The organism is Halomonas sp. TH-94 (assembly GCF_057473365.1).
On record NZ_JBYCKL010000010.1, the window covers coordinates 59,606 to 80,690 of the forward strand.

General features: G+C 64.0%; 21 protein-coding genes. All 21 read left to right on the forward strand.

From position 1 onward, the window contains the following. Positions 1-77: 77 nt before the first annotated feature. Positions 78-452: a septal ring lytic transglycosylase RlpA family protein gene (locus AC2VNO_RS01625; protein ID WP_486932509.1), complete on the forward strand. Its 375-nt coding sequence runs from the start codon at positions 78-80 to the stop codon at positions 450-452. 80 nt (positions 453-532) lie between these two features. Beyond that, complete coding sequence (locus AC2VNO_RS01630) at positions 533-2,221, forward strand: ATP-binding protein (protein ID WP_486932510.1); 1,689 nt, start codon at positions 533-535, stop codon at positions 2,219-2,221. A gap of 21 nt (positions 2,222-2,242) precedes the next feature. Further along, positions 2,243-3,001 carry a response regulator gene (locus AC2VNO_RS01635; RefSeq protein ID WP_486932511.1) on the forward strand — a complete coding sequence of 253 codons (759 nt, stop codon included), beginning with the start codon at positions 2,243-2,245 and terminating at the stop codon, positions 2,999-3,001. A gap of 163 nt (positions 3,002-3,164) precedes the next feature. Further along, entirely contained in the window at positions 3,165-4,166 is a 1,002-nt protein-coding gene (locus AC2VNO_RS01640; protein WP_486932512.1) for a Bug family tripartite tricarboxylate transporter substrate binding protein, read from the forward strand. Between the two features lie 119 nt (positions 4,167-4,285). Then, positions 4,286-4,768, forward strand: a complete 483-nt coding sequence (locus AC2VNO_RS01645; RefSeq protein WP_486932513.1) for a tripartite tricarboxylate transporter TctB family protein — start codon at positions 4,286-4,288, stop codon at positions 4,766-4,768. A 19-nt stretch (positions 4,769-4,787) separates the two neighbouring features. Further along, on the forward strand, positions 4,788-6,284 hold the full coding sequence (locus tag AC2VNO_RS01650) for a tripartite tricarboxylate transporter permease (protein ID WP_486932514.1): 1,497 nt from the start codon (positions 4,788-4,790) through the stop codon (positions 6,282-6,284). Positions 6,285-6,638: 354 nt separating this feature from the next. Further along, positions 6,639-7,985, forward strand: coding sequence for an urea ABC transporter substrate-binding protein (gene urtA, locus AC2VNO_RS01655; RefSeq protein WP_486932598.1), 1,347 nt, complete (start codon positions 6,639-6,641; stop codon positions 7,983-7,985). Positions 7,986-8,055: 70 nt separating this feature from the next. Beyond that, the gene (gene urtB, locus AC2VNO_RS01660; RefSeq protein ID WP_486932515.1) at positions 8,056-9,759 is read left to right on the forward strand and encodes an urea ABC transporter permease subunit UrtB; all 1,704 of its coding nucleotides are present in this window, start codon (positions 8,056-8,058) and stop codon (positions 9,757-9,759) included. Between the two features lie 3 nt (positions 9,760-9,762). After that, positions 9,763-10,905 (forward strand): urea ABC transporter permease subunit UrtC, encoded by a 1,143-nt coding sequence (gene urtC / locus AC2VNO_RS01665; protein WP_486932516.1) that lies wholly within the window; start codon positions 9,763-9,765, stop codon positions 10,903-10,905. After that, entirely contained in the window at positions 10,902-11,741 is an 840-nt protein-coding gene (gene urtD / locus AC2VNO_RS01670) for an urea ABC transporter ATP-binding protein UrtD (RefSeq protein WP_486932517.1), read from the forward strand. The genes urtC and urtD overlap by 4 nt, the downstream gene beginning before the upstream one ends. Beyond that, positions 11,741-12,439 (forward strand): urea ABC transporter ATP-binding subunit UrtE, encoded by a 699-nt coding sequence (gene urtE / locus AC2VNO_RS01675; protein ID WP_486932518.1) that lies wholly within the window; start codon positions 11,741-11,743, stop codon positions 12,437-12,439. Before urtD ends, urtE begins: the two co-directional genes overlap by 1 nt. Before the next feature lie 230 nt (positions 12,440-12,669). Next, positions 12,670-13,563 carry an urease accessory protein UreD gene (locus tag AC2VNO_RS01680; RefSeq protein WP_486932519.1) on the forward strand — a complete coding sequence of 298 codons (894 nt, stop codon included), beginning with the start codon at positions 12,670-12,672 and terminating at the stop codon, positions 13,561-13,563. A gap of 18 nt (positions 13,564-13,581) precedes the next feature. Beyond that, on the forward strand, positions 13,582-13,884 hold the full coding sequence (locus tag AC2VNO_RS01685; RefSeq protein ID WP_228579085.1) for an urease subunit gamma: 303 nt from the start codon (positions 13,582-13,584) through the stop codon (positions 13,882-13,884). Positions 13,885-13,895: 11 nt separating this feature from the next. Next, on the forward strand, positions 13,896-14,216 hold the full coding sequence (locus AC2VNO_RS01690) for an urease subunit beta (RefSeq protein WP_486932520.1): 321 nt from the start codon (positions 13,896-13,898) through the stop codon (positions 14,214-14,216). Next, positions 14,213-15,922, forward strand: a complete 1,710-nt coding sequence (gene ureC, locus AC2VNO_RS01695; protein WP_486932521.1) for an urease subunit alpha — start codon at positions 14,213-14,215, stop codon at positions 15,920-15,922. The genes AC2VNO_RS01690 and ureC overlap by 4 nt, the downstream gene beginning before the upstream one ends. Before the next feature lie 222 nt (positions 15,923-16,144). Next, a complete protein-coding gene (gene ureE, locus AC2VNO_RS01700; RefSeq protein ID WP_486932522.1) occupies positions 16,145-16,669 on the forward strand; it encodes an urease accessory protein UreE in 525 nt (174 codons plus the stop codon). Continuing rightward, positions 16,659-17,378, forward strand: a complete 720-nt coding sequence (locus AC2VNO_RS01705; protein ID WP_486932599.1) for an urease accessory protein UreF — start codon at positions 16,659-16,661, stop codon at positions 17,376-17,378. The genes ureE and AC2VNO_RS01705 overlap by 11 nt, the downstream gene beginning before the upstream one ends. A gap of 19 nt (positions 17,379-17,397) precedes the next feature. After that, positions 17,398-18,036, forward strand: a complete 639-nt coding sequence (gene ureG, locus AC2VNO_RS01710; RefSeq protein WP_486932523.1) for an urease accessory protein UreG — start codon at positions 17,398-17,400, stop codon at positions 18,034-18,036. A 41-nt stretch (positions 18,037-18,077) separates the two neighbouring features. Then, positions 18,078-18,680, forward strand: a complete 603-nt coding sequence (locus AC2VNO_RS01715) for a HupE/UreJ family protein (RefSeq protein ID WP_486932524.1) — start codon at positions 18,078-18,080, stop codon at positions 18,678-18,680. A 119-nt stretch (positions 18,681-18,799) separates the two neighbouring features. After that, positions 18,800-19,027: a lipopolysaccharide assembly protein LapA domain-containing protein gene (locus AC2VNO_RS01720; protein ID WP_486932525.1), complete on the forward strand. Its 228-nt coding sequence runs from the start codon at positions 18,800-18,802 to the stop codon at positions 19,025-19,027. A 4-nt stretch (positions 19,028-19,031) separates the two neighbouring features. Beyond that, positions 19,032-21,083 (forward strand): sensor histidine kinase, encoded by a 2,052-nt coding sequence (locus AC2VNO_RS01725; protein ID WP_486932526.1) that lies wholly within the window; start codon positions 19,032-19,034, stop codon positions 21,081-21,083. Positions 21,084-21,085 lie beyond the last annotated feature (2 nt).

The window sequence follows — 21,085 nt, forward strand, 5'->3', positions numbered from 1 at the left end:
TTGTTCGAGATTATCGGATGATCCCAGCTAAGTTTTGCGCTTCCGGCCCGGCGACGTCTCGCATTCTACGAGGTGCAGTGGCCCTTCTGGTGTTGCTCTTGATGACCGGCTGCGCCGGTCGCGGTGGGGCGCAGGGCGAGCGCGTGTCAGTCCCGGCGGGCTGGAGCGGCGAGCAGGGCCAGGCGTCGTTCTATGCCGACCGGTACCACGGTCGCCAGACCGCCAGCGGCGAACGCCACGATCGCAACGCGCTCACCGCTGCCCATCGCAGCCTGCCGTTCGGTACCCGGGTGCGGGTGACCCGGCTCGACAACGGTCGAGAAACGGTAGTGCGGATCAACGACCGCGGCCCCTTCGTACGCGGCAGGGTCATCGACCTCTCGCGCCGCGCCGCCGAAGAGCTCGACATGATCGGGCCGGGTGTCGTCGGCGTGCGTATTTCGCCCGAATGAAAACCCAGGGCCTGGCCGGCAGATGTCTACGTCTGTCAGCCATGCGACAATGGCGCCATCGCTAACCTCGAGCGTCCGCCATGTCTTCCCCACGCAGCGATTCCATTGCCGAATTACAGCGTCTGCCCCGTGGCCGCCCGCGTCGCAGTTGGCTAACGCGTAGCTTCCGCTTGCAGGTGATGCTGCTGGTCGGCGTGCTGCTCGCCGCCATGCTGCTGGCCCAGGGCGCCTATCTCAATCATCGCAAGGGCGAGATCATCAGCCACCAGATGGGGGAACGTGCGCTGGCGGTGGCTCAGAGCGTGGCCAGCATCCCCGAACTGATCGCTGCCTTCGACGACCCCGACCCCAGCGCCACCATTCAACCCATTGCCGAGCGCATTCGCCGCGAAACGGGAGCGCGCTACGTGGTGGTGGGCAACACCGACAGCCTGCGCTATTCGCATCCATTACCGGAGCGGCTGGGCAAGCCCATGGTGGGCGGTGACAACGACCGTGCCCTGTTGCACGGCGAATCCTACGTCTCCGAGGCCACCGGTTCGCTGGGTGAGGCAATGCGCGGCAAGACGCCGGTGTTCGATGCCGACGGCAATATCATCGGCATCGTCTCGGTCGGCTTCATGCTCGACCGGGTGGCCATGGACGTGATCGAGCACACCAGCCTGGGTTGGTGGCTGGTGGCGCTGATGATCGTGTCCGGCTTTGCCGGTGCCTATCTGCTCTCACGCCACCTGAAGAGGGTGATACTCGGCCTCGAACCCTACGAGATCGCCCGGCTGGCAATGGAGAAGGAGGCCATCCTGCAGTCGATTCACGAAGGCATCCTGGCGGTGAACCACGAGGGCCAGATCACGCTGGTCAATCAACAGGCTCGCCGCTTCCTCGGGCTGCCCGCCGACGAAGAGGTCCTGGGCCGACCCATCCAGGAGGTGGTGCCCAACTCGCGGCTGTTCGAAGTGCTAGAGCGCGGTGAGCGTCAGTTCGATCAGGAGATGTGGCTCGGCGATCATCCGGTCGTGGTCAACCGCGTGCCGATTCTGGACGCCGGAGAGATCGAGGGCGCTGTGGCCACCTTCCGCAGCCGGCGCGAGATCGTCGAGCTTTCCGATGCGTTGAGTGCGGCGAGTCGCGACGTCGACATGCTGCGGGCTCAGGCTCACGAATACTCCAACAAGCTCTATACCATTTCGGGGCTGCTCCAGCTCGATCGCATCGACGATGCGTTGGCGTTGATTCACCAGGAGAGCGAGCGGCAGCAGGCGCAAATGACCTTCCTGATGAAACACGTGGCCGACCCGGTCGTCAGCGGCACGCTGATGGGCAAGCTGACCCGTGCCCGGGAGCTCAACGTCAATCTCGAGATCGATGAGCAGAGCTCGCTCTCCACGCCGCTGACCTTCACCGGCCAGGAAGTGGTGATGACGATACTCGGAAACTTGATCGACAATGCCTGTCATGCCGTGCGGCTTCACGGCGAGAGCGGGCAGGTGAGGCTGTTCTTCACCGACCTCGGCGAGCAGCTGCTGATCGAAGTGGAGGACAACGGCCCCGGTGTCCCGCCCGAACACGTCGAGGCGATCTTCACCGAGGGATTTTCCACCAAGCCGGGCAAGCATCGCGGTATCGGTTTGGCGCTAGTGAGTCGTCTGTGCCGCGAGCATGGCGGCGCCGTCACGCTGGAAGAGAGCGAACTCGGCGGCGCCTGCTTCACGGTGGTACTCGACCGCTCACTGTGCCGAACGGCAGAGCCGCTCGCAGCCGGGAAATGATAACGACAAGAGCGACACGCCATGGGGGAAGAGATGCACGAAGCAGGCAGCACGCCTGAGGAGTACGGTCTGTTGATCGTCGAGGACGATTTTCGGATCGCCGAGATTCATCGCGCCTTCATCGAACAGAGCCAGGGCTTTCGCGTCGTCGGGATGGCGCGCAGTGGAGCCGAGGCCCATGAGCTGATGGCATGCCATGCCGACGAGGTTCAACTGGTCCTGCTCGATGCCTATCTGCCTGATGTCGAAGGCTTGGAGCTGCTGTGGGCGCTGCGCCGTGAGCATGTGCATGTCGATATCGTCATGATCACTGCCGCGCGCGAGGTGGATACCATTTCCGAGGCCCTGCGCGGCGGCATATTCGATTATCTGATCAAGCCCGTCGAGGCGCTGCGCATGACGCAGATGCTGTCCCGCTTTCGGCGTGAGCGCCAAGCGTTGTCGGCGCGCCATGAGCTCAATCAGGAGGAGCTCGACCGGGTGCTGTCCCGCCTGCGACCCGAAGGCGGCGCCGTCAGCGGCGCGCGCAGCCTGCCCAAGGGTATCGATCGCCTGACGCTGCGCACCGTGGTGGCGGCGCTGGAAAGTGCCGGCCACCCTCTTGCGGCCATGGACGTGGCGCGCGCCATGGGCGCGAGCCGCTCGACGGCACGACGCTACCTGGAATTTCTGGTATCGGTTCAGGTGGTTGGGGCCGAACTGGGCTACGGTGATGTAGGGAGACCTGAACGGCGCTATCGCCTCATGGGCGATGCGGCGGCGTGGTGCGAAGAGGGGTGAGCATTTCACCCCGTCCGTGAGCAAAATGAACAAAATGCGCACAACGAACAATTTATCGTTTATGCCCATAAACTTGCCGCTTCGTATCCAGCTCTTCTAACGTTCCTCTTGTACGTGGGCGCGAGACCCACCGTCACAACAAGATACACTCCAGGAGAACGCCATGAGTGCCAAGCAACACCTCTCACGTTTCAGCGCCATCGTGCTGCCGCTCGCCGCGGTTGTAGGCATGACCGGCGCTGCCCAGGCCGACGATTGGGCGCCGACGCGCAACATCGAATTCATCGCTCCGGCGAACCCGGGCGGCGGCTGGGATACCCTGGTCCGCACCACATCGCGGGTGATCCAGGAAGAGGGACTGGCCGAGCGCAGTTTCGGTGCCATCAACGTGCCTGGCGGCGGCGGTGCGGTGGCCTGGGCGCAGATCGCCCGCGACAGCGGTAACCCGCACAAGCTGTTCGCCACCAGCCCGCCCATCATCCTGGTTCCGCTTGCCGGTGCGTCTCGCTACGACCACACACACTTCACGCCCGTGGCCCGACTGATCACCGACTATTCGATCGTGCTGGTGCGCAACGACTCTCCCTACGAAGACCTGCCGTCGCTGCTCGAGGCCATGGAGCAGAATCCCGGCCTCAGCGTCGGCGGCGGTAGTGCGCCTGGCTCCATGGATCATATTTCCATGGCGGGCCTGGCGGCCGCGGCGGGCCTGAACGCAGCGGACGTCAACTACATCCCGTTCTCGGGCGGTGGCGAGGCCATGACCAGCCTGATGGGCGGTCACGTCGAGGCGGTGATCACCGGCGCCGGTGAGGCCTCGGGTCAGCTTGGCGAAAACAGCCAGATCCGTGCACTGGGCGTTTCCGCGCCCGAGCGTCTGGGCGGTGCTCTGGAGAGCGTTCCGACCTATCAGGAGCAGGATATCGATTACACCTTCGATATCTGGCGCGGCGTGATGGGGGCTCCGGACATGCCTGAAGAGGCAGTGGCCTACTATGAGGATCTTTTCGCTCAGATGCTCGAAACCGACGGCTGGCAGCAGGCTCGCGAGCAGCTGGGCTGGATCGATGCCTATCAGACCAGCGAAGAGTTCGGTGCTTTCCTCGATGAGCAGAAAGAGCAGTTCAGCACCATTCTGGGTGACCTCGGCCTGCTGGGCGAATAAGCCGCAACACCTGTTCGCTTCCCGCTACCCGGGCCCGGACCTCGCTTTGCGTGGTCCGGGCATACTCGAACGCCACACTTGGGCGCTGCCCGCTCGGCGGTAGCCCGGGACCGAATCCCATGACACGACTCAACTCCAACCAGATCATTGCGCTGTTACTGGCGCTGCTGGCGGTGGGCTATCTGGCCATGGCCTGGCAGATTCCCTCCTTTCCGTTGCCGCGCCCGATCGATTCCGACCTTTTCCCCAAGGTGCTGGGCTTCACGCTGCTTGGGCTTGCGGTCCTGCTGTTCCTGGAAAAACCCAAGGCCAAGGATGTACCGGAAGCGCTCGACCCCGAGGAGCAGCAGCAGCCCTTGCTGCTACGGCCGTGGTCACGCGTGGTGGTCACGGCCGTTACCCTGGCGGTGTATGCCCTCTTGCTGGTACCGGTGGGTTTCGTGTTGACCTCAGTCGCCCTGGTTTATGGGCTGGCTGCCTACTACGGCTATCGTCGCCACTGGATCAACCTGGCCACCGCGCTGGGCGTGGTGTTGGCGCTGTACTTGACCATGACACGGGTCATGGGCGTTTACCTACCCACCGGCGTGCTGCCGATCTGACTGGCCGGAGAGCGAGCCCATGGAAGCCTTCAACAATCTGATGTACGGCTTCAGCATCGCGCTGGAGCCGATCAATCTCTTCTACGTCTTCGCCGGTGTCTTTGCCGGTACCGTGATCGGCATGCTGCCGGGGCTGGGGCCGATCAGCGCCCTGGCGCTGATGATTCCGCTGACCTTCGGCATGGATCCGTCGTCGGGTCTGATACTGATGGCCGGCGTTTATTACGGCGCCATCTTCGGCGGTTCGACCTCGTCGATCCTGCTGAACGCCCCCGGGGTGGCGGGTACGGTGGCCACCTCCTTCGACGGCTATCCAATGGCCAAGCAGGGGCAGGCCGGCAAGGCGTTGGCCATTGCCGCCTACGCCTCGTTCATCGGCGGCACCGTTTCGATCATTTTCCTGATGCTGGTGGCGCCGCTGCTCGGGCGGGTGGCCGTGAGCTTCGGTCCGGCAGAATATTTCTCGCTGATGGTGCTTGGCCTGACTGCGGTGGTGTCGCTGTCGGACAAGTCGCTGGTCAAGGGGCTGATAGCCGCCGTGGTGGGGGTGATGATCTCGATCATGGGCATCGACCTGCAGACCGGCACTGAGCGCTTCACCTTCGGTACCGTTCACCTGCTCGACGGCATCGAGTTCCTTGTCGTGGCGCTGGGCATCTTCGCTCTGGCCGAGGTGTTCTACATGCTGCTCAAGGGTGGCGGCGGCAAGGAGCAGCCACGCAATGCCATCGGCTCGCTCAAGCTGTCGAAGTCGGAAGTGAAGGAGATCGCGGCACCCATCGGCCGCAGTTCGATCCTGGGCTTCTTCACCGGTGTGCTGCCGGGGGCCGGCGCCACCATCGGCTCCTTCCTGGGCTACAGCATGGAGAAGCGTCTGGCCAAGGATGGGGATACCTTCGGCAAGGGCAACATCAAGGGCGTGGCGGCCCCCGAGTCGGCCAACAACGCGGCTTGTACCGGCTCCTTCGTGCCACTGCTGACCCTGGGGGTGCCAGGCTCCGGCTCCACCGCGGTGCTGCTCGGCGCGCTGCTGGTCATGGGGGTATCGCCGGGTCCGGCAATGCTGGTGGATCGCCCCGACGTCTTCTGGGGCGTGGTGGCGAGCATGTACTTGGGCAACATCTTCCTGCTGGTGCTCAACCTGCCGCTGATACCGTTGATTGCCAAGATCCTCGACATGCCGCGACCGCTGTTGCTGTCGTTGATCCTGATCTTCTGCATGATCGGCGTGTACGGCATGAGCTTCAGCGTCTTCGACCTGTTGCTGCTGCTGGGTTTCGGCCTGCTGGGTCTGGGAATGCGGCTGTTCGGCTTCCCGGCGGCACCGCTCATTCTGGCGCTCATTCTCGGCGCGATCATGGAAGAGTCGATGCGTCGTGCGCTGCAGATCTCGGGTGGCGACTGGTCGATCTTCATCGACAAGCCCATCTCCATGTGGCTGCTGATCATTGCGGCACTGTCGCTGACACTGCCGCTGGTCAAGCCCGTCTTGAAGATGGCCAAGGCACGCCGCTGATCCCATTGGGTTCAGTGAATACGCAGGGGCGTCGAGGAATCGGCGCCCCTGCTGCGTTTGGGGACCTGTGCACTGGCATGGTGCGCATTGCTGGTGCAGGCGGTAGATCGCGGCGCATGAGCGCATGCCGGTTGTGCACAGATGAGGTGCGTAGAGGGAGTGTCGGCCTAGTATTACTCAATCTACTTTGTTGTTTGGCAATGGATTTCCAATGAATGTTGCATGCTGGCGCGGGGCTTGCAAAGACAGGGAGCCTAGAGCTGCACTGCCAATGTCGGCAGTGCATGACCTGCACAACAAGTCCCTCCCAGAGGAGGGCGCAAGGAGGTTCGAGTGAACGCTTCCCGTCGCATCATGCCTTTCCCGCTTCGTCCCCTGTCTTCACCGCTTCGCTCCGGGGCCGCCGCGCTGCTGTCAGCGATTGCCCTTGGCGCCGCCAGCCAGGCGCTGGCCCAGGAGGACCCCATCAAGGTGGGCATCCTGCATTCGCTCTCCGGCACCATGGCCATCAGTGAGTCGACGCTGAAAGACACCGTGGAAATGCTCATCGCCCAGCAGAACGAGCAGGGCGGTCTGCTCGGCCGTCAGCTCGAGGCGGTGGTGGTCGATCCGGCTTCGAACTGGCCGTTGTTCGCCGAGCGGGCGCGTGAACTGCTCGAACAACACCAGGTGGACGTGGTGTTCGGCAACTGGACGTCGGTGTCGCGCAAGGCGGTGCTGCCGGTCTTCGAGGAGCTCAATGGTCTGTTGTTCTACCCCGTGCAGTACGAGGGTGAAGAGTCCTCCGAGAATGTTTTCTACACCGGAGCGGCACCCAACCAGCAGGCGATACCGGCCGTCGAGTATCTGATCAACGAGGTGGGCGTGGAGCGCTTCGCCCTGCTCGGCACCGACTACGTCTATCCGCGTACCACCAACCGCATCCTCGAAGCCTTCCTCAAGGAGGAGCACGGCGTCGCCGATGAGGACATCTTGATCAACTACACGCCGTTCGGTCACTCCGACTGGCAGAACATCGTCGCCGAGGTGCGCCGCTTCGGCAGCGAGGGCAAGAAGACGGCGGTGGTTTCGACCATCAACGGCGATGCCAACGTGCCGTTCTATCGTGAACTGGCCAACCAGGGCATCGACGCCGCCGACATCCCGGTCATCGCTTTCTCGGTGGGCGAGCAGGAGCTCTCCGGTATCGACACCGGCCCCCTGGTCGGCCACCTGGCGGCCTGGAACTACTTCATGAGCGTGGACACCGACGCCAACTACGACTTCATCGACGCCTGGATCGACTGGACCGGCGACGAAGAGGCGGTGACCAACGACCCCATGGAAGCGCATTACATCGGCTTCAACATGTGGGCCGAGGCGGTGCGCAAGGCGGGTACCACAGAGGTCGACGCGGTCAAGGACGCCATCATCGGCGTGACCGTGCCCAACCTGACCGGCGGCTTTGCAGCGATGATGCCCAACCATCACATCACCAAGCCGGTGCTGATCGGTGAGGTGCAGGACAACGGCCAGTTCGACATCGTGTGGCAAACGCCTTCCACCGTGGCCGGCGACGCCTGGTCCGATTTCCTGCCGGGCTCGCGTGATCTGATGGCCGACTGGCAGGCGCCGATGCGTTGCGGCAACTTCAACGTGGCCACCGGCCGCTGCGGCGGCAGCACGGCCGCCGAAGAAGCCGAAGCGGCTCTGGCCGAGTAACGCCCCATCCCCCGCTGCCCAACGGCAGTGGGGGAGCACGCCTTCTCTACCGATTCCGAGGAACGCTCCGATGAGATATCCCCCCATGCTTGGGCCAGCGTCGGCCGGGGTGAGGGTCGGCACCGCTGCCGCCGGGAATGAACGAGCCTCCGAGACCCGTGGTTCGTGGCTGTTGGTACTCCTCCTGGCTCTCGCGCTGGCGCTCGGCCTGACACAGGCCGCTCCCGCCATGGCGCAGAGCGAGCCGAATGGCGACGACGAAGTGGCCACCGAACTGCTCGAGGCGCTGGATGTCGCCTCCTTTCCCGCCAAGGGCGAGGCCATCGAGGCCATCGTGCTGAGCGAAGACCCACGCGCCCGCGACTGGCTCCAGGCACTGCTCGACGGTCGCCTTCAGCGCACCGATGAAGGCCGTTTCGTGGTGGTGCTCGACAATACCGGCCGCGAGTGGCCGGTACAGGATGCCTTGAGCGGCGAGCCGCTGGGTGAGATGTCGCGTCGCGATCTTGACCGTATCGGCATCAACAACGCGCTGCGCAACCAGCTGCGCAGCGCCATTGCCGTGGTCGACCTCTACTCGTCTGATCTTGCTCTGCGTCGTGCCTCGGCCGAACGCCTGCTTGGCGAGGTCGATGCCGACCTGGCCGAACCTCTGGCTGCCGTGATCGAGGAAGAGCCGGATGCCCGGGTGCGTGAGCGCCTGATGCAAGCACTTGCCATCCATCGTCTTGAGCAGGGCGAGATCGAGGCGATAGCCGACCTGCGCGGTAGCTTGCACCCCCGCGTGCGAGTGGCCCTCAACCGCGCCGTCAACGGCGCCGATCCGCTCGTGGCCGACGCCGCCCGCGAGGCGTTGAACAGCGTCGAGCAGATGCTCAAGGTCAACCGCGCCGTGGAGACCCTCTACTTCGGCCTGTCGCTGGGCTCGGTGCTGGTGCTGGCCGCCATCGGCCTGGCCATTACTTTTGGCGTGATGGGCGTGATCAACATGGCCCACGGCGAGCTGATCATGCTCGGCGCCTACACCACCTGGGCCATGCAGCAGCTGCTGCCCGGTCAGCCGGGGTTGGCGCTGATTCTGGCGATTCCCGCCGGTTTCATGGTGGCGGCGTTGGCCGGTGTCGCCATCGAACGCGGTGTCATTCAGTTCCTCAAGGGGCGTCCGCTGGAGACGCTGCTGGCCACTTTCGGTATCAGCCTGATCCTGCAGCAGCTGGTACGCACCGCCATCTCGCCGCTCAACCGGACCGTGATCACCCCGGAGTGGATGAGTGGTTCGATCGCCATCAACGATGCGCTGTCGCTGACGCTCAACCGTATGTACGTGCTCGGCTTCGCCCTGGTGGTGTTCGCTTCGCTGATGCTGATCATGCGCCGTACCCGGCTTGGCCTGGAGGTGCGGGCGGTGACTCAGAACCGCGCCATGGCGCGTTCCATGGGTATCCGCGCCACCCGGGTCGACATCATGACCTTCGCCCTGGGCTCCGGGGTGGCGGGGCTGGCCGGCGTCGCACTTTCACAGCTCACCAATGTGGGACCCAACCTGGGACAGAACTACATCATCGACTCCTTCATGGTGGTGGTGTTCGGCGGAGTGGGCAACCTGTGGGGCACCCTGGTCGCGGGTCTCTCACTCGGGGTGATCAATCAGGTGCTTGAGCCCTGGGCCGGTGCCGTGATGGCCAAGATCATCGTGCTGGTGTTCATCATCCTGTTCATTCAGAAGCGCCCCCGCGGACTCTTTCCGCAGAAGGGCCGGGCGGCGGAGGGCTGATCCATGGATTCTTCTCGACTCTGGTTATTGCGCCCCTTCGGCGAACGCTCGACGCTGATCTTTCTCGGCGTGCTGCTGGCAGCCATGACTCTGGTGACGCTGCTGCATGTGGCAGTGCCGCCTGGGCATCCGCTCTATGTCAGCGCTTATACCGTTAACTTGTTCGGCAAGTACCTGAGCTATGCCTTGCTGGCGGTGGCGGTGGACCTGGTGTGGGGCTATCTGGGGATTCTCAGCCTCGGCCACGGCGCCTTCTTTGCGCTGGGCGGCTATGCCATGGGCATGTACCTGATGCGCCAGATCGGCGACCGTGGCGTCTACGGCCATCCGGTGCTGCCCGACTTCATGGTGTTCCTCAACTGGGACAGCCTGCCATGGTACTGGCTGGGCTTCGACATGGCCTGGTTCGCTTTTCTGATGGTACTGCTGGTACCGGGAGCGCTGGCGCTGGTGTTCGGCTTTCTGGCGTTCCGTTCACGAGTCACCGGGGTGTATCTCTCGATCATCACCCAGGCGCTGACGTTTGCCCTGATGCTGGCTTTCTTCCGCAACGAGATGGGTTTCGGCGGCAACAACGGGTTGACCGACTTCCGCGAGATCCTCGGCTTCAACCTGCGCAGCAGCGACACCCGGCTGGGCTTGTTCCTGGCTACCGGCGTAGCGCTGGCGCTGAGCTACGTGCTTTGCCGGGCAATCGTGACGAGCAAGCTGGGTCGGGTGTGCGTGGCGACCCGTGACGCCGAGGCACGCACGCGCTTTCTCGGCTATCGGGTCGAGCGCTTCCAGCTGTTCGTGTTCGTGGTGTCGGCCATGCTGGCAGGGCTGGCCGGGGCGCTCTATGTGCCCCAGGTCGGCATCATCAATCCCAGCGAATTCTCGCCGCTGTTCTCCATCGAGATCGTGCTGTGGGTGGCCCTCGGCGGTCGTGCCACGCTCTATGGGGCGGTGATCGGCGCCATTCTGGTCAACTACGCGAAGACCGTGTTCACCGGGGCGATGCCGGATGCCTGGCTGTTCGCCCTGGGCGGGCTGTTCGTGCTGGTCACCGTGTTCCTGCCCAAGGGTGTGGCGGGGCTTTTGGCACTGCGGCTGAGACGACGGCGCAACGCTGACGGTTCCCCCTCAGTCAAGGAGGCAGCGGCATGAGTATTCTGCGTTCCCTGGCGCACCGCGACCGGGTCTTCGACTTTCTGGTGCCGGCATCGTCACCCGTCGATGTGCGCCATGGCCCGATCCTCTATCTCGAGGATGTGACCGTGAGCTTCGACGGCTTCAAGGCAATCAATAATCTCAACCTGACCATCGACGATGGCGAGCTGCGCTGCATCATCGGACCCAACGGCGCCGGCAAGACCACCATGATGGATATCATCACCGGCAAGACCCGCCCGGATACCGGCTCGGTGTGGTTCGGCAGTCGTCACGACCTGCTGAGCATGAACGAGCCTGAGATCGCCAGTCTGGGCATCGGCCGCAAGTTTCAGAAACCCACGGTGTTCGAGGCGCTGACGGTGTTCGAGAACCTTGAGCTGGCAATGGCCGCCGACAAGCGCATCCTGCCCACGCTTACGGCGCGTATGACCGGTGAGATCCGCGAGCGTATCGAGGAAGTACTGGTCACTATCGGCCTGGCCGAACTGCGTGGCCGCCCGGCCGGCATTCTTTCCCATGGCCAGAAACAGTGGCTGGAGATCGGCATGCTGCTGATGCAGCGGCCGCGTCTGCTGCTGGTGGACGAGCCGGTGGCAGGCATGACCGAGCAGGAGATGGAGCGTACCGCCGAACTGCTCACCGGACTTGCCGGTAAGCAGTCGGTGGTGGTGGTGGAGCATGACATGGGCTTCGTGCGCTCCATCGCACGCAAGGTGACGGTGCTGCACCAGGGCAGCGTACTGGCGGAAGGCAGCATGGATCAGGTCGCCAGCGACCCGCGGGTGGTCGAGGTCTATCTGGGTGCCGAAGCCGAGGAGGAGACGGTCTGATGCTCATGGTAGATAAGCTCAACCAGTACTACGGCGAGAGCCATACCCTGTGGGATCTGGATCTCGACGTGCCTGCAGGCCAGTGTACCTGCGTGATGGGGCGCAACGGCGTAGGCAAGACCACGCTGATGAAGGCCGTCATGGGGGAGGTGAAGGTGGCTGCCGGCAGCATCCGCTTTGCCGACGACGTGGAACTCACCAAGCGGCGTGTCGAGGATCGCTCTCGCCTGGGGATCGGCTACGTACCCCAGGGGCGGCAGATCTTCCCGCTGCTTACCGTGGAGGAGAATCTGCGCACCGGCCTGGCGGCCCGCGGTGACGGTCGTCGCAGCATACCGGAACGAATATTCGAGCTCTTCCCGGTACTCGAGGAGATGAAGCATCGCCGCGGCGGCGATCTTTCCGGTGGGCAACAGCAGCAGCTTGCCATCGGCAGGGCGTTGGTGATCGAGCCGCGGCTGCTGATTCTCGATGAGCCCGGAGAGGGTATCCAGCCCAATATCGTGACCCTGATCGGCGAGGTGATTCGCAAACTGATTGCGGAAGACGGACTCACCGTGCTGCTGGTGGAGCAAAAGCTCCCCTTCGCACGCAAGTATGCCGACCGCTTCGTGATCATGGATCGGGGCCGGCCGGTGGCCAAGGGCGAGATTGGCCAGCTCTCCGATGCGCTGATCAAGGAGCATCTGACCGTCTAGTCAGCATGCCTTGCCGACCGCCTGCACCATGATGATGAGCGGGCGGTTTCGGCGCACCGACTAGGTGCATATCGAGCCGAGGGTTGCACCAGGATGAGCCGGCAGGCAATGCCACTCGCTCAGTGTTGAGCATATAACTTGCTGTTTCTCCATCATTAAAAAAAGGTCTCACCATTTTGGTACGGCCTTTGCTCAAAGCACTGGTAACCATGCCAGGCCACGAGTATTCCATGACCGCTTTTGAGACAGCTGCCCTTGCCAAGCCACTGACGGACTCCGGTCATCGCTTCGACGCCGGCCGTCGCTGGGCGGCGGCGCTCGAGCTCGGCTTCGGCTCCCGTGACGGCGCCACGCGCATGCTGCAGGCAAGGCACAGCGGTCCACTGCGGGTGCAGCGGCCCTTCTATCCGGAAGGCCGGGGCGGTGCCTGTCACGTCTACATGTTGCATCCACCAGGCGGCCTGGTGAGCGGCGATGCGTTGAGTATTTCGATTGGGGTCGGAACGGACGCCCATGCGCTGCTCACCACGCCCGCCGCCAACAAGCTCTATCGCGCCGACAGTCATGGCGTTGCCTGGTCCCAGCGTACCCAGCTGCGTGTGGCGCAGCATGGCGTTCTCGAGTGGCTGCCCCAGGAAACCATCGCCTTCGACGGTTCGCGGGGCGAGCAGGAAACGTTCATCGAGCTGGACGAAGGTGCGCGCTGCCTGGGCTGGGAAGTGCTGGCGCTGGGCCGTCCGGCGAGCCGGCTGCCTTATGTTTCAGGCCGAATCGATCAACGCTTTCGTTTGCTTCGTGGCGGCCGGCCGCTATGGCTGGAACGCCAGCCGCTCGACCCCGGGCATCCACGTTTTACCGGCCGCTGGGGGCAGGGCGGAGCCAGTGTGCAGGCCACCCTGTGGGCCGTGGGGCTTACCGACGAGGCCGTGGCCGTCGAGGCCCTGCGTGAGGCGATCACGGCGAGCCAGCGTTGGGCGGTGACCGTTCGCCATGGTGTTTTGCTGCTGCGTTACCTGGGCCATGAGCGCAACGAGGCCTGGGCGATCTGCCGGCAGGCCTGGGAGTGCCTCAGACCTCTGCTAATCGGCGTGCCTGCCCACCCACCCCGTATCTGGTTCACCTGACTCAATCAGGAGACACGCATGGAACTGACCCCGAGAGACAAGGACAAGCTGCTGCTGTTCTCGGCCGCTCAACTGGCCGAGCGGCGTCGCGCCCGTGGCCTCAAGCTCAACTATCCCGAAGCCGTGGCGCTGATCAGCTTCGAGATCATGGAAGGGGCCCGTGATGGCCGCAGCGTGGCTGAACTGATGAGCTACGGCCGCGAAATCCTCACTCGCGACGACGTGATGGAAGGGGTGCCGGAGATGGTCGGGGAGGTTCAGGTCGAGGCGACCTTCCCGGACGGTACCAAGCTGGTCACCGTTCATTCGCCGATAGTGTAAGGAGACGCCTGATGATACCCGGTGAGTACCAGTTGCAAGACGGCGAGATCGAGCTTTGCGCCGGACGCGAGCGGATCTCCGTCGAGGTCGCCAATACCGGCGACCGGCCGATTCAGGTTGGTTCCCATTACCACTTTGCCGAGACCAATCCGGCCCTGGTTTTCGACCGTGCCAGGGTCCGGGGCTTTCGTCTGGACGTGGCAGCGGGCACGGCGATTCGCTTCGAGCCGGGCCAGACGCGGGAGGTCACGCTGATTCCTTTTGCCGGCACCCGGCATATCTACGGTTTCCGCGGTGAGGTAATGGGATCGCTGGATGGAGGTGAGGCATGAGCACCAGCATCAGCCGGCAGGCCTATGCCGACATGTATGGCCCCACGGTGGGCGACCGGGTACGCCTGGGCGATACCGAGCTGTGGATCGAAGTCGAGCGCGACGCCACCCACTATGGTGATGAAGTGAAATTCGGCGGCGGAAAGGTGATTCGCGACGGCATGGGCCAGAGCCAGCGCCTCGACGATACGGTGATGGATACCGTGATTACCAACGCCCTGATTCTCGACTGGTGGGGCATCGTCAAGGCGGATGTCGGCATCCAGGCCGGCCGTATCGCGGCCATCGGCAAGGCGGGCAATCCGGATACTCAGCCCGACGTCGAGCTAGTCATCGGCCCGGGCACCGAGGTGATCGCGGGTGAAGGCAAGATCCTCACCGCGGGTGGCATCGACGCGCACATTCATTTCATCTGTCCCCAGCAGGTGGAAGAGGCGCTGATGAGCGGCATTACCACCATGCTCGGCGGCGGTACGGGGCCGGCCACCGGCAGCAACGCCACCACCTGCACGCCGGGCGCCTGGCATATCGGCAAGATGCTGCAGGCGGTGGACGACCTGCCGATGAACATCGGCTTGCTCGGCAAGGGCAACGCCAGCCTGCCCGAGGCCCTGGAAGCCCAGCTCGAAGCCGGCGCCATGGGCCTGAAGCTGCACGAGGACTGGGGCACCACGCCCGCTTCAATCGACAACTGCCTGAGCGTGGCCGAGCGCTACGACGTGCAGATCGCCATTCATACCGACACCCTCAACGAGTCGGGCTTCGTCGAGGATACTCTTGCCGCCTTCAAGGAGCGCGGCATCCACACCTACCACACCGAGGGTGCCGGGGGCGGTCATGCGCCGGATATCCTCATCGCTTGCTCCAAGCCCTACGTGCTGCCGTCGTCGACCAACCCGACGCGGCCCTATACGGTCAACACCATCGACGAGCATCTCGACATGCTGATGGTGTGCCATCACCTCGACCCCAACATTCCCGAGGATGTGGCCTTCGCCGATTCCCGCATTCGCCGCGAGACCATCGCCGCCGAGGACATCCTGCAGGACCTGGGCGTTATTTCGATGATCGCTTCGGACTCCCAGGCCATGGGCCGGGTCGGGGAGGTGGTGTGCCGCACCTGGCAGACCGCCCACAAGATGAAGGTGCAGCGCGGCCTGCTGCCGGAGGACGAGGCGCTGGGCGCCGATAACTTCCGTGCGCGGCGCTACATCGCCAAGTACACCATCAACCCGGCGATCACCCACGGCATCAGCCATGAGGTGGGCTCCATCGAGGTGGGCAAGCTGGCCGACCTGGTGCTGTGGAGCCCGGCCTTCTTCGGCGTCAAGCCGGCGCTGATCCTCAAGGCGGGGATGATCGCAGCGGCCCCCATGGGCGATCCCAACGCCTCGATCCCCACGCCGCAGCCGGTGCACTACCGTTACATGTTCGGCGCCTTCGGCCGTGCTGCCAGCCAGACACGGCTGACCTTCGTCAGTCAGGCCGCGCTGGAGGCCGGCATCAAGGAGCGGCTGGGTCTCGCGAGCCCGCTGGCAGCGTGCAAGAACGTGCGCGGGGTGCGCAAGAGCGACATGAAGCTCAACGACGCCTGCCCCGAGCTCAGCGTCGATCCGCAGACCTACGAGGTGCGCTGCGATGGCGAGCTGCTGACCTGCGAGCCGGCCACCGAGCTGCCATTGGCGCAGCGCTACCACCTGTTTTGACCATGACTACATCGCCAAACCAGCTTGTCATCGCGAAACCTCGCGTGACCGCTAACCCCTCGGGCGAAGCGATGCGGTCGATCTTCATGGATGAAGATCGAGGAAAGCCGGCACAAGGATGTGCCGTCTTTCCGACCGCAGGAGTCCGCCCGAGGGGGCAGGGTTTCGGTCACGTGGCGTTGAGCGAGGGCAAGGCTGGCGGCCAGCGAAGAGGCGATACCGATGCTGAAACTGATTGAACGTCTGGGGCCCATCGAGGCGAGCCAGGCCACCGACACCCTGACACTACCCTATGAGCTGCGCATTCGCGGCAGGCTCAAGGCGACAAGCGACGCCGACCATGAGCTGGGACTGTTTCTCGACCGCGGCCCGGTGCTGCGCGACGGTGAGGGCCTGCGTGCCGAGAGCGGCGAGATCGTACGGATCAGGGCGGCCATCGAACCGGTGGTGACGGCCCGGATCGAAGCCGGCCTGCCGCTGGCGCGGCTCGCCTATCACCTGGGCAACCGGCACGTTCAGCTGGCGCTGGGTGAGGACACCAAGGGCAGCTACGTGCGCTTCCCCCCGGACCACGTGCTGGAAGAGCTTGCCGAGCTTCTGGGGGCTAACCTGGAGCGGCACGAGGCTCCCTTCGACCCCGAGCCGGGCGCCTACAACCAGCTCGGCCATGCACACGTGCACAGCCACGATCATGACCACAGCCACGAACACAGCCACCATGGCCATGGGCATCACCATGCCCATTGAGTCGGCCCCGTCGGGGATGCCGCAGAGCGACGACCTGGCGCTGCTGGGGCTGCTGCAACTGGTCAGCCCGGCGCTGCCGATTGGTGCCTTTGCCTTCTCCCAGGGGCTCGAGAGCGCCTTCGAGCTGGGCTGGGCACATGACGAGACAAGCCTCGGTAGCTGGCTGGAGGGCGTGCTCGACGACGGCCTGACCCGCTGCGAGCTGCCGGTGCTGGCGCGCCTGCAGCAGGCATGGGCGGCAGGCGACGGCGAGGCGATAGCCCAGTGGGACTGCTGGCTTGCCGCCAACCGCGAGACAGCCGAGCTGGCCGCCGAGGACTCCCGCCTGGGCGCATCGCTGACCCGGCTGCTGGGCAGCCTGGAGCTGTTGCCATCTGATTTATCGAGCGAGTCGCCCGTGCTACCGGCCGGAGCGGGCTACGTGACCGTCTTCGCCTGGGCCGCCCAGGTGCGTGGGGTGGCGCCGCGCCAGGCCATGCTCGGCTTTGCCTGGGCCTGGCTCGAGAATCAACTGGCGGTGGCCTGCAAGGCGCTGCCGCTCGGTCATACCGCGGCCCAGCGTCTTGTCGAACGGCTGCGCCCGGCGCTGGTCGCCGCAGTAGACGAGGCGCTCGCACTCGAAGATGAAGAGCTCGGGCCGGCGTTGCCGGGGCTGGCATTGGCCAGCGCGCTGCACGAGACCCAATACTCACGACTTTTTCGCAGCTAATGAAATCCAGGAGGATGACATGACTCATTGCCTACGCATCGGCGTCGGCGGCCCGGTGGGCTCCGGCAAGACGGCCCTGCTCAAGCAGCTCTGCCTGGCGCTGCGCGACCACTACGACATCGCCGTGGTCACCAATGACATCTACACCCGTGAGGACGCCGACTTCCTGCTGCGTCACGAGGCGCTGCCGGCCGACCGCATCCTCGGCGTGGAGACGGGCGGCTGCCCGCATACGGCGATTCGTGAGGACGCCTCGATGAATCTCGCCGCCATCGATGAGCTGCAGGAGCGGCACCCGGACCTCGAACTGGTGCTGGTGGAGTCGGGCGGCGACAACCTCTCGGCCACTTTCAGTCCCGAACTTTCGGACCTGACGCTCTACGTGATCGACGTTTCGGCCGGCGACAAGATTCCGCGCAAGGGCGGGCCGGGGATTACCAAGTCGGACCTGTTGATCATCAACAAGATCGACATCGCCGAGCAGGTCCACGCCTCACTCGAGGTGATGGAGCGCGACTCCAGGAAGATGCGCGGCGAGCGTCCGTTCGTTTTTACCAACCTCTACGACGGCGTGGGGCTGGAGACGATCATCGAGTTCATTCTCGACCGCGGCATGCTGCCGGAGCGCCGGCCCCAGGCCCACTCTGCCAGCGCCTGACAAAATTCCACTGCAATACCATCGGCAAGGAGATCGCCACCATGAATCTATCTTTTTCTCACACCTCGCGGCTGGCGCTGCTTGCAGCGCCGGCACTGATCGTCTTCGCCGGCGTGGCCATTGCGCACCCGGGGCACGACCATGCCCACGGTGGCGGTTTTGCCGCCGGTCTGGCCCATCCGCTGCTGGGGCTCGACCACCTGCTGGCTATGCTGGCAGTAGGGCTATGGAGCCTGCGCCAAAGCCGTGCCTTCAGCTTCGCTGCGCCGCTCCTCGCTGCGGTGGGAATGTTGCTGGGGGCGGGACTGGCGTGGGGCGGCTTTGCACTTCCCGGCGTGGAGTTCGGCATCGCCATGTCGGTGCTGCTGGCTGGGGTGCTGATCGCTGCGCTCGTCAAGGTACCTGCTCCGGTTGGCGCTGCGGTGGTAGTGCTGTTCATGCTCTTTCACGGTCACGCTCACGGCAACGAGATGCCGCACGGAGCATCGACGCTGGCCTACCTGGCGGGCTTCAGCCTGGCGACCCTGGCGATTACCTATGCGGGTCGTGCGGCAGGTGCGTTCCTCATGATGCGTGAGAACCGGATCCTGCGGGTACTAGGCGTGGCGATTGCCGCTGCCGGTGCGCTGTTTGCCTTCGGCTGATTATCGTTTATCGAAAGTATTACGCCCGGCTACGCAGCCGGGCGTTGTCGTATTAGCGAAGGTTGACAGAAAACGCTCAGCCGCCCAGCTTTAGGTAGACGCTTCGGCCTGGAGAGCGCATGGACAAGCTACTACTGGCGGTGAAGATATTCATCACGTTGCTGGTTCTCATCCTTTTCGTACAGAACATTGCCCTTGTAGAAGTGCGCTTCCTGTTCTGGGGTGCCCGGCTACCGCTGGCCTTGCTGCTGTTGGTGATTTATGTGCTCGGCATGGTGAGCGGAAAGACGCTGTTTCATCTGTTGAGTCGACTGCGAAGCCGTCGCAAGCACTCGTCGAGGTACTGACGCGTTGCTGAATCGACTCTCCGCGATTGCCCTGCATCGTCTCGCCTCGCTACTCGCCTTTCTCCTGTTGATCGGTCTTGTCCTTCAGGCAGGGCGGGTCCAGCAGGCGCTTCTGGTCGCCAACGAAGCGGTGGATGATGGCCTGGCGCTGATCTCCGCCATACAGGACCTTCAGTTGACTCTTCTCGAAGTGGAAACCGGGGAGCGCGGCTTTGTCATCACCGGGCGCAGCGACTATCTGGTTCCCTATCGAAGTGCCCGGGAGCGACTCGACGCCGAGCGTCGGCTTTTACTCGAACGCCTAGTCGTCAAGGAGCGCCTCTCCGTCGAGCAGTCGGCGGTTCTCGAAGCGCTGATCGACCAGCGGGTGAAGATCGCCGAGGACAATATTGCCGTGCGGGAGAGCGATGGGCTCGAGGCTGCCTCGCTGCGTCTGCTGGCCGCCGGTGGACGCCAGACCATGGTGCGAATACGCGCCATTCTCGACCCGCTCAAGAGCAATGAGCGAGAAATGCTCGGGATGCAGAGCGATCGCGCCGCCGAGCAGGCAGCCCGTGCCAGGCAGGTAGGAATCGTCGGCATGGTCTTCGTGGTGATCCTCTTCGTGGCGGCTTACGCTGCCCTGAATCGTGTACTGACCATACGTCGCCAGCTGCTCGAAGATGCCGAACATCGCGAAGCTCGACTGCAGGCCCTGCTGCATACCGTGCCCGACGAACTCTACGTCATCGATGCCGAGCGCCGGATTCATCGATTGGTAGGAGCAGCGCCGGTATCCGAACCTTTCGCCCGGGAGCTGCACGAGCGCCTCGCCGAGAGTGGTAGCTCGGGATTGCTGCATAGCTTCGTCTGGCATGACCCCGACGATACCGAGTACGAAGTGCGCATGCTGCCGACACGCGATGGCGAACACTTGGTCATCGCTCGTGACATTACCGATCGTTTGCGCAGTCGCCGTCGGCTGCGCGATCAACAGATGTATCTGCGCCGGGTGGTGGACGCCGATGAGAACCTGATCTTCTCCCGTGATGCCGAGGGGCGCTTTCTTCTATGCAATCAGTCGTTCGCCAACTTTTTCGGCATGCAGCCCGGGGAGATGGAAGGGCGTCAGCCTTCGGAGCTGCACCAGGCCTCGCTATTGCAGCCGCTGAGTGTGGGTGACGGTGAGCTCTTGTCCGGTCGCGATGAGCTGCGCGTGCCGGAGCTGGAAGTTCGGGACACCGAGGGCAACGAACACTGGCTGCAGATGCTCAAGCGGCCGCTGACGCTATCTGACGGCAGTCAACACTTGCTGACGGTGGCGGTGAACATTACACAGCGGCGCCAGATAGAGCGTATGAAAGCAGAATTCATCGCTACCGTGAGCCATGAGCTGCGTACGCCCCTCACCGCCGTGACGGGGGCGCTGACCATGTTGCAGCAGGGCTATGGCGGCGACCTGACTGACGATGCCAAGGCGTTGATCCAGGTGGCCGATAAGAACGGCCAGCGTCTGGCACATCTCATCAACGACATTCTCGATATCGAAAAGCTCGAAGCAGGGCAGTTGGAGGTGCGGCCTCAGCGTGTCGAACTGAGTTCGCTGGTGGCGCAGGCCCTGGTCGACAATGCCCCCTACGCCGATAGCTTCGGGGTGACGTTGCGACTCGAACGCCCGGAGCGACAAGCCGAACTCGATCTGGACCCGCATCGCTTCGCCCAGGTAATTGCCAACCTCATCTCCAACGCCTGCAAGCATTCCCCGGCCGGTTCGACCGTAGTGGTTTCCGTCAAGCAGGTGCACCACGCGGCAGGAGAGTGGTGGGAAGTGGCGGTCACCGATCGGGGTGAAGGCATACCGCTCGAGTTCCAGCCGCGTGTGTTCGAGCGTTTCGCCCAGGCGGACAGCTCGGACCGGCGTCGCATAGGCGGTACCGGGTTAGGTCTGGCGATCACTCGCGGCCTGGTACATGCCATGAGCGGGGAGATCGACTTCACCTCCGTGCCTGGGGCCGGCAGCGAGTTTCGGGTGCGTTTCCCGGCCTTGGCAGGCGCCGACAGTCTGCGAATCTTGTAGAG

Bases quoted from the DNA above. Each gene is read 5' to 3' on its own strand.
- AC2VNO_RS01630 (WP_486932510.1), top strand. From the start codon at position 533: ATGTCTTCCCCACGCAGCGATTCCATTGCCGAATTACAGCGTCTGCCC.
- AC2VNO_RS01635 (WP_486932511.1), top strand. From the start codon at position 2,243: ATGGGGGAAGAGATGCACGAAGCAGGCAGCACGCCTGAGGAGTACGGT.
- AC2VNO_RS01640 (WP_486932512.1), top strand. From the start codon at position 3,165: ATGAGTGCCAAGCAACACCTCTCACGTTTCAGCGCCATCGTGCTGCCG.
- AC2VNO_RS01645 (WP_486932513.1), top strand. From the start codon at position 4,286: ATGACACGACTCAACTCCAACCAGATCATTGCGCTGTTACTGGCGCTG.
- AC2VNO_RS01650 (WP_486932514.1), top strand. From the start codon at position 4,788: ATGGAAGCCTTCAACAATCTGATGTACGGCTTCAGCATCGCGCTGGAG.
- urtA (WP_486932598.1), top strand. From the start codon at position 6,639: ATGCCTTTCCCGCTTCGTCCCCTGTCTTCACCGCTTCGCTCCGGGGCC.
- urtB (WP_486932515.1), top strand. From the start codon at position 8,056: ATGAGATATCCCCCCATGCTTGGGCCAGCGTCGGCCGGGGTGAGGGTC.
- urtC (WP_486932516.1), top strand. From the start codon at position 9,763: ATGGATTCTTCTCGACTCTGGTTATTGCGCCCCTTCGGCGAACGCTCG.
- urtD (WP_486932517.1), top strand. From the start codon at position 10,902: ATGAGTATTCTGCGTTCCCTGGCGCACCGCGACCGGGTCTTCGACTTT.
- urtE (WP_486932518.1), top strand. From the start codon at position 11,741: ATGCTCATGGTAGATAAGCTCAACCAGTACTACGGCGAGAGCCATACC.
- AC2VNO_RS01680 (WP_486932519.1), top strand. From the start codon at position 12,670: ATGACCGCTTTTGAGACAGCTGCCCTTGCCAAGCCACTGACGGACTCC.
- AC2VNO_RS01685 (WP_228579085.1), top strand. From the start codon at position 13,582: ATGGAACTGACCCCGAGAGACAAGGACAAGCTGCTGCTGTTCTCGGCC.
- AC2VNO_RS01690 (WP_486932520.1), top strand. From the start codon at position 13,896: ATGATACCCGGTGAGTACCAGTTGCAAGACGGCGAGATCGAGCTTTGC.
- ureC (WP_486932521.1), top strand. From the start codon at position 14,213: ATGAGCACCAGCATCAGCCGGCAGGCCTATGCCGACATGTATGGCCCC.
- ureE (WP_486932522.1), top strand. From the start codon at position 16,145: ATGCTGAAACTGATTGAACGTCTGGGGCCCATCGAGGCGAGCCAGGCC.
- AC2VNO_RS01705 (WP_486932599.1), top strand. From the start codon at position 16,659: ATGCCCATTGAGTCGGCCCCGTCGGGGATGCCGCAGAGCGACGACCTG.
- ureG (WP_486932523.1), top strand. From the start codon at position 17,398: ATGACTCATTGCCTACGCATCGGCGTCGGCGGCCCGGTGGGCTCCGGC.
- AC2VNO_RS01715 (WP_486932524.1), top strand. From the start codon at position 18,078: ATGAATCTATCTTTTTCTCACACCTCGCGGCTGGCGCTGCTTGCAGCG.
- AC2VNO_RS01720 (WP_486932525.1), top strand. From the start codon at position 18,800: ATGGACAAGCTACTACTGGCGGTGAAGATATTCATCACGTTGCTGGTT.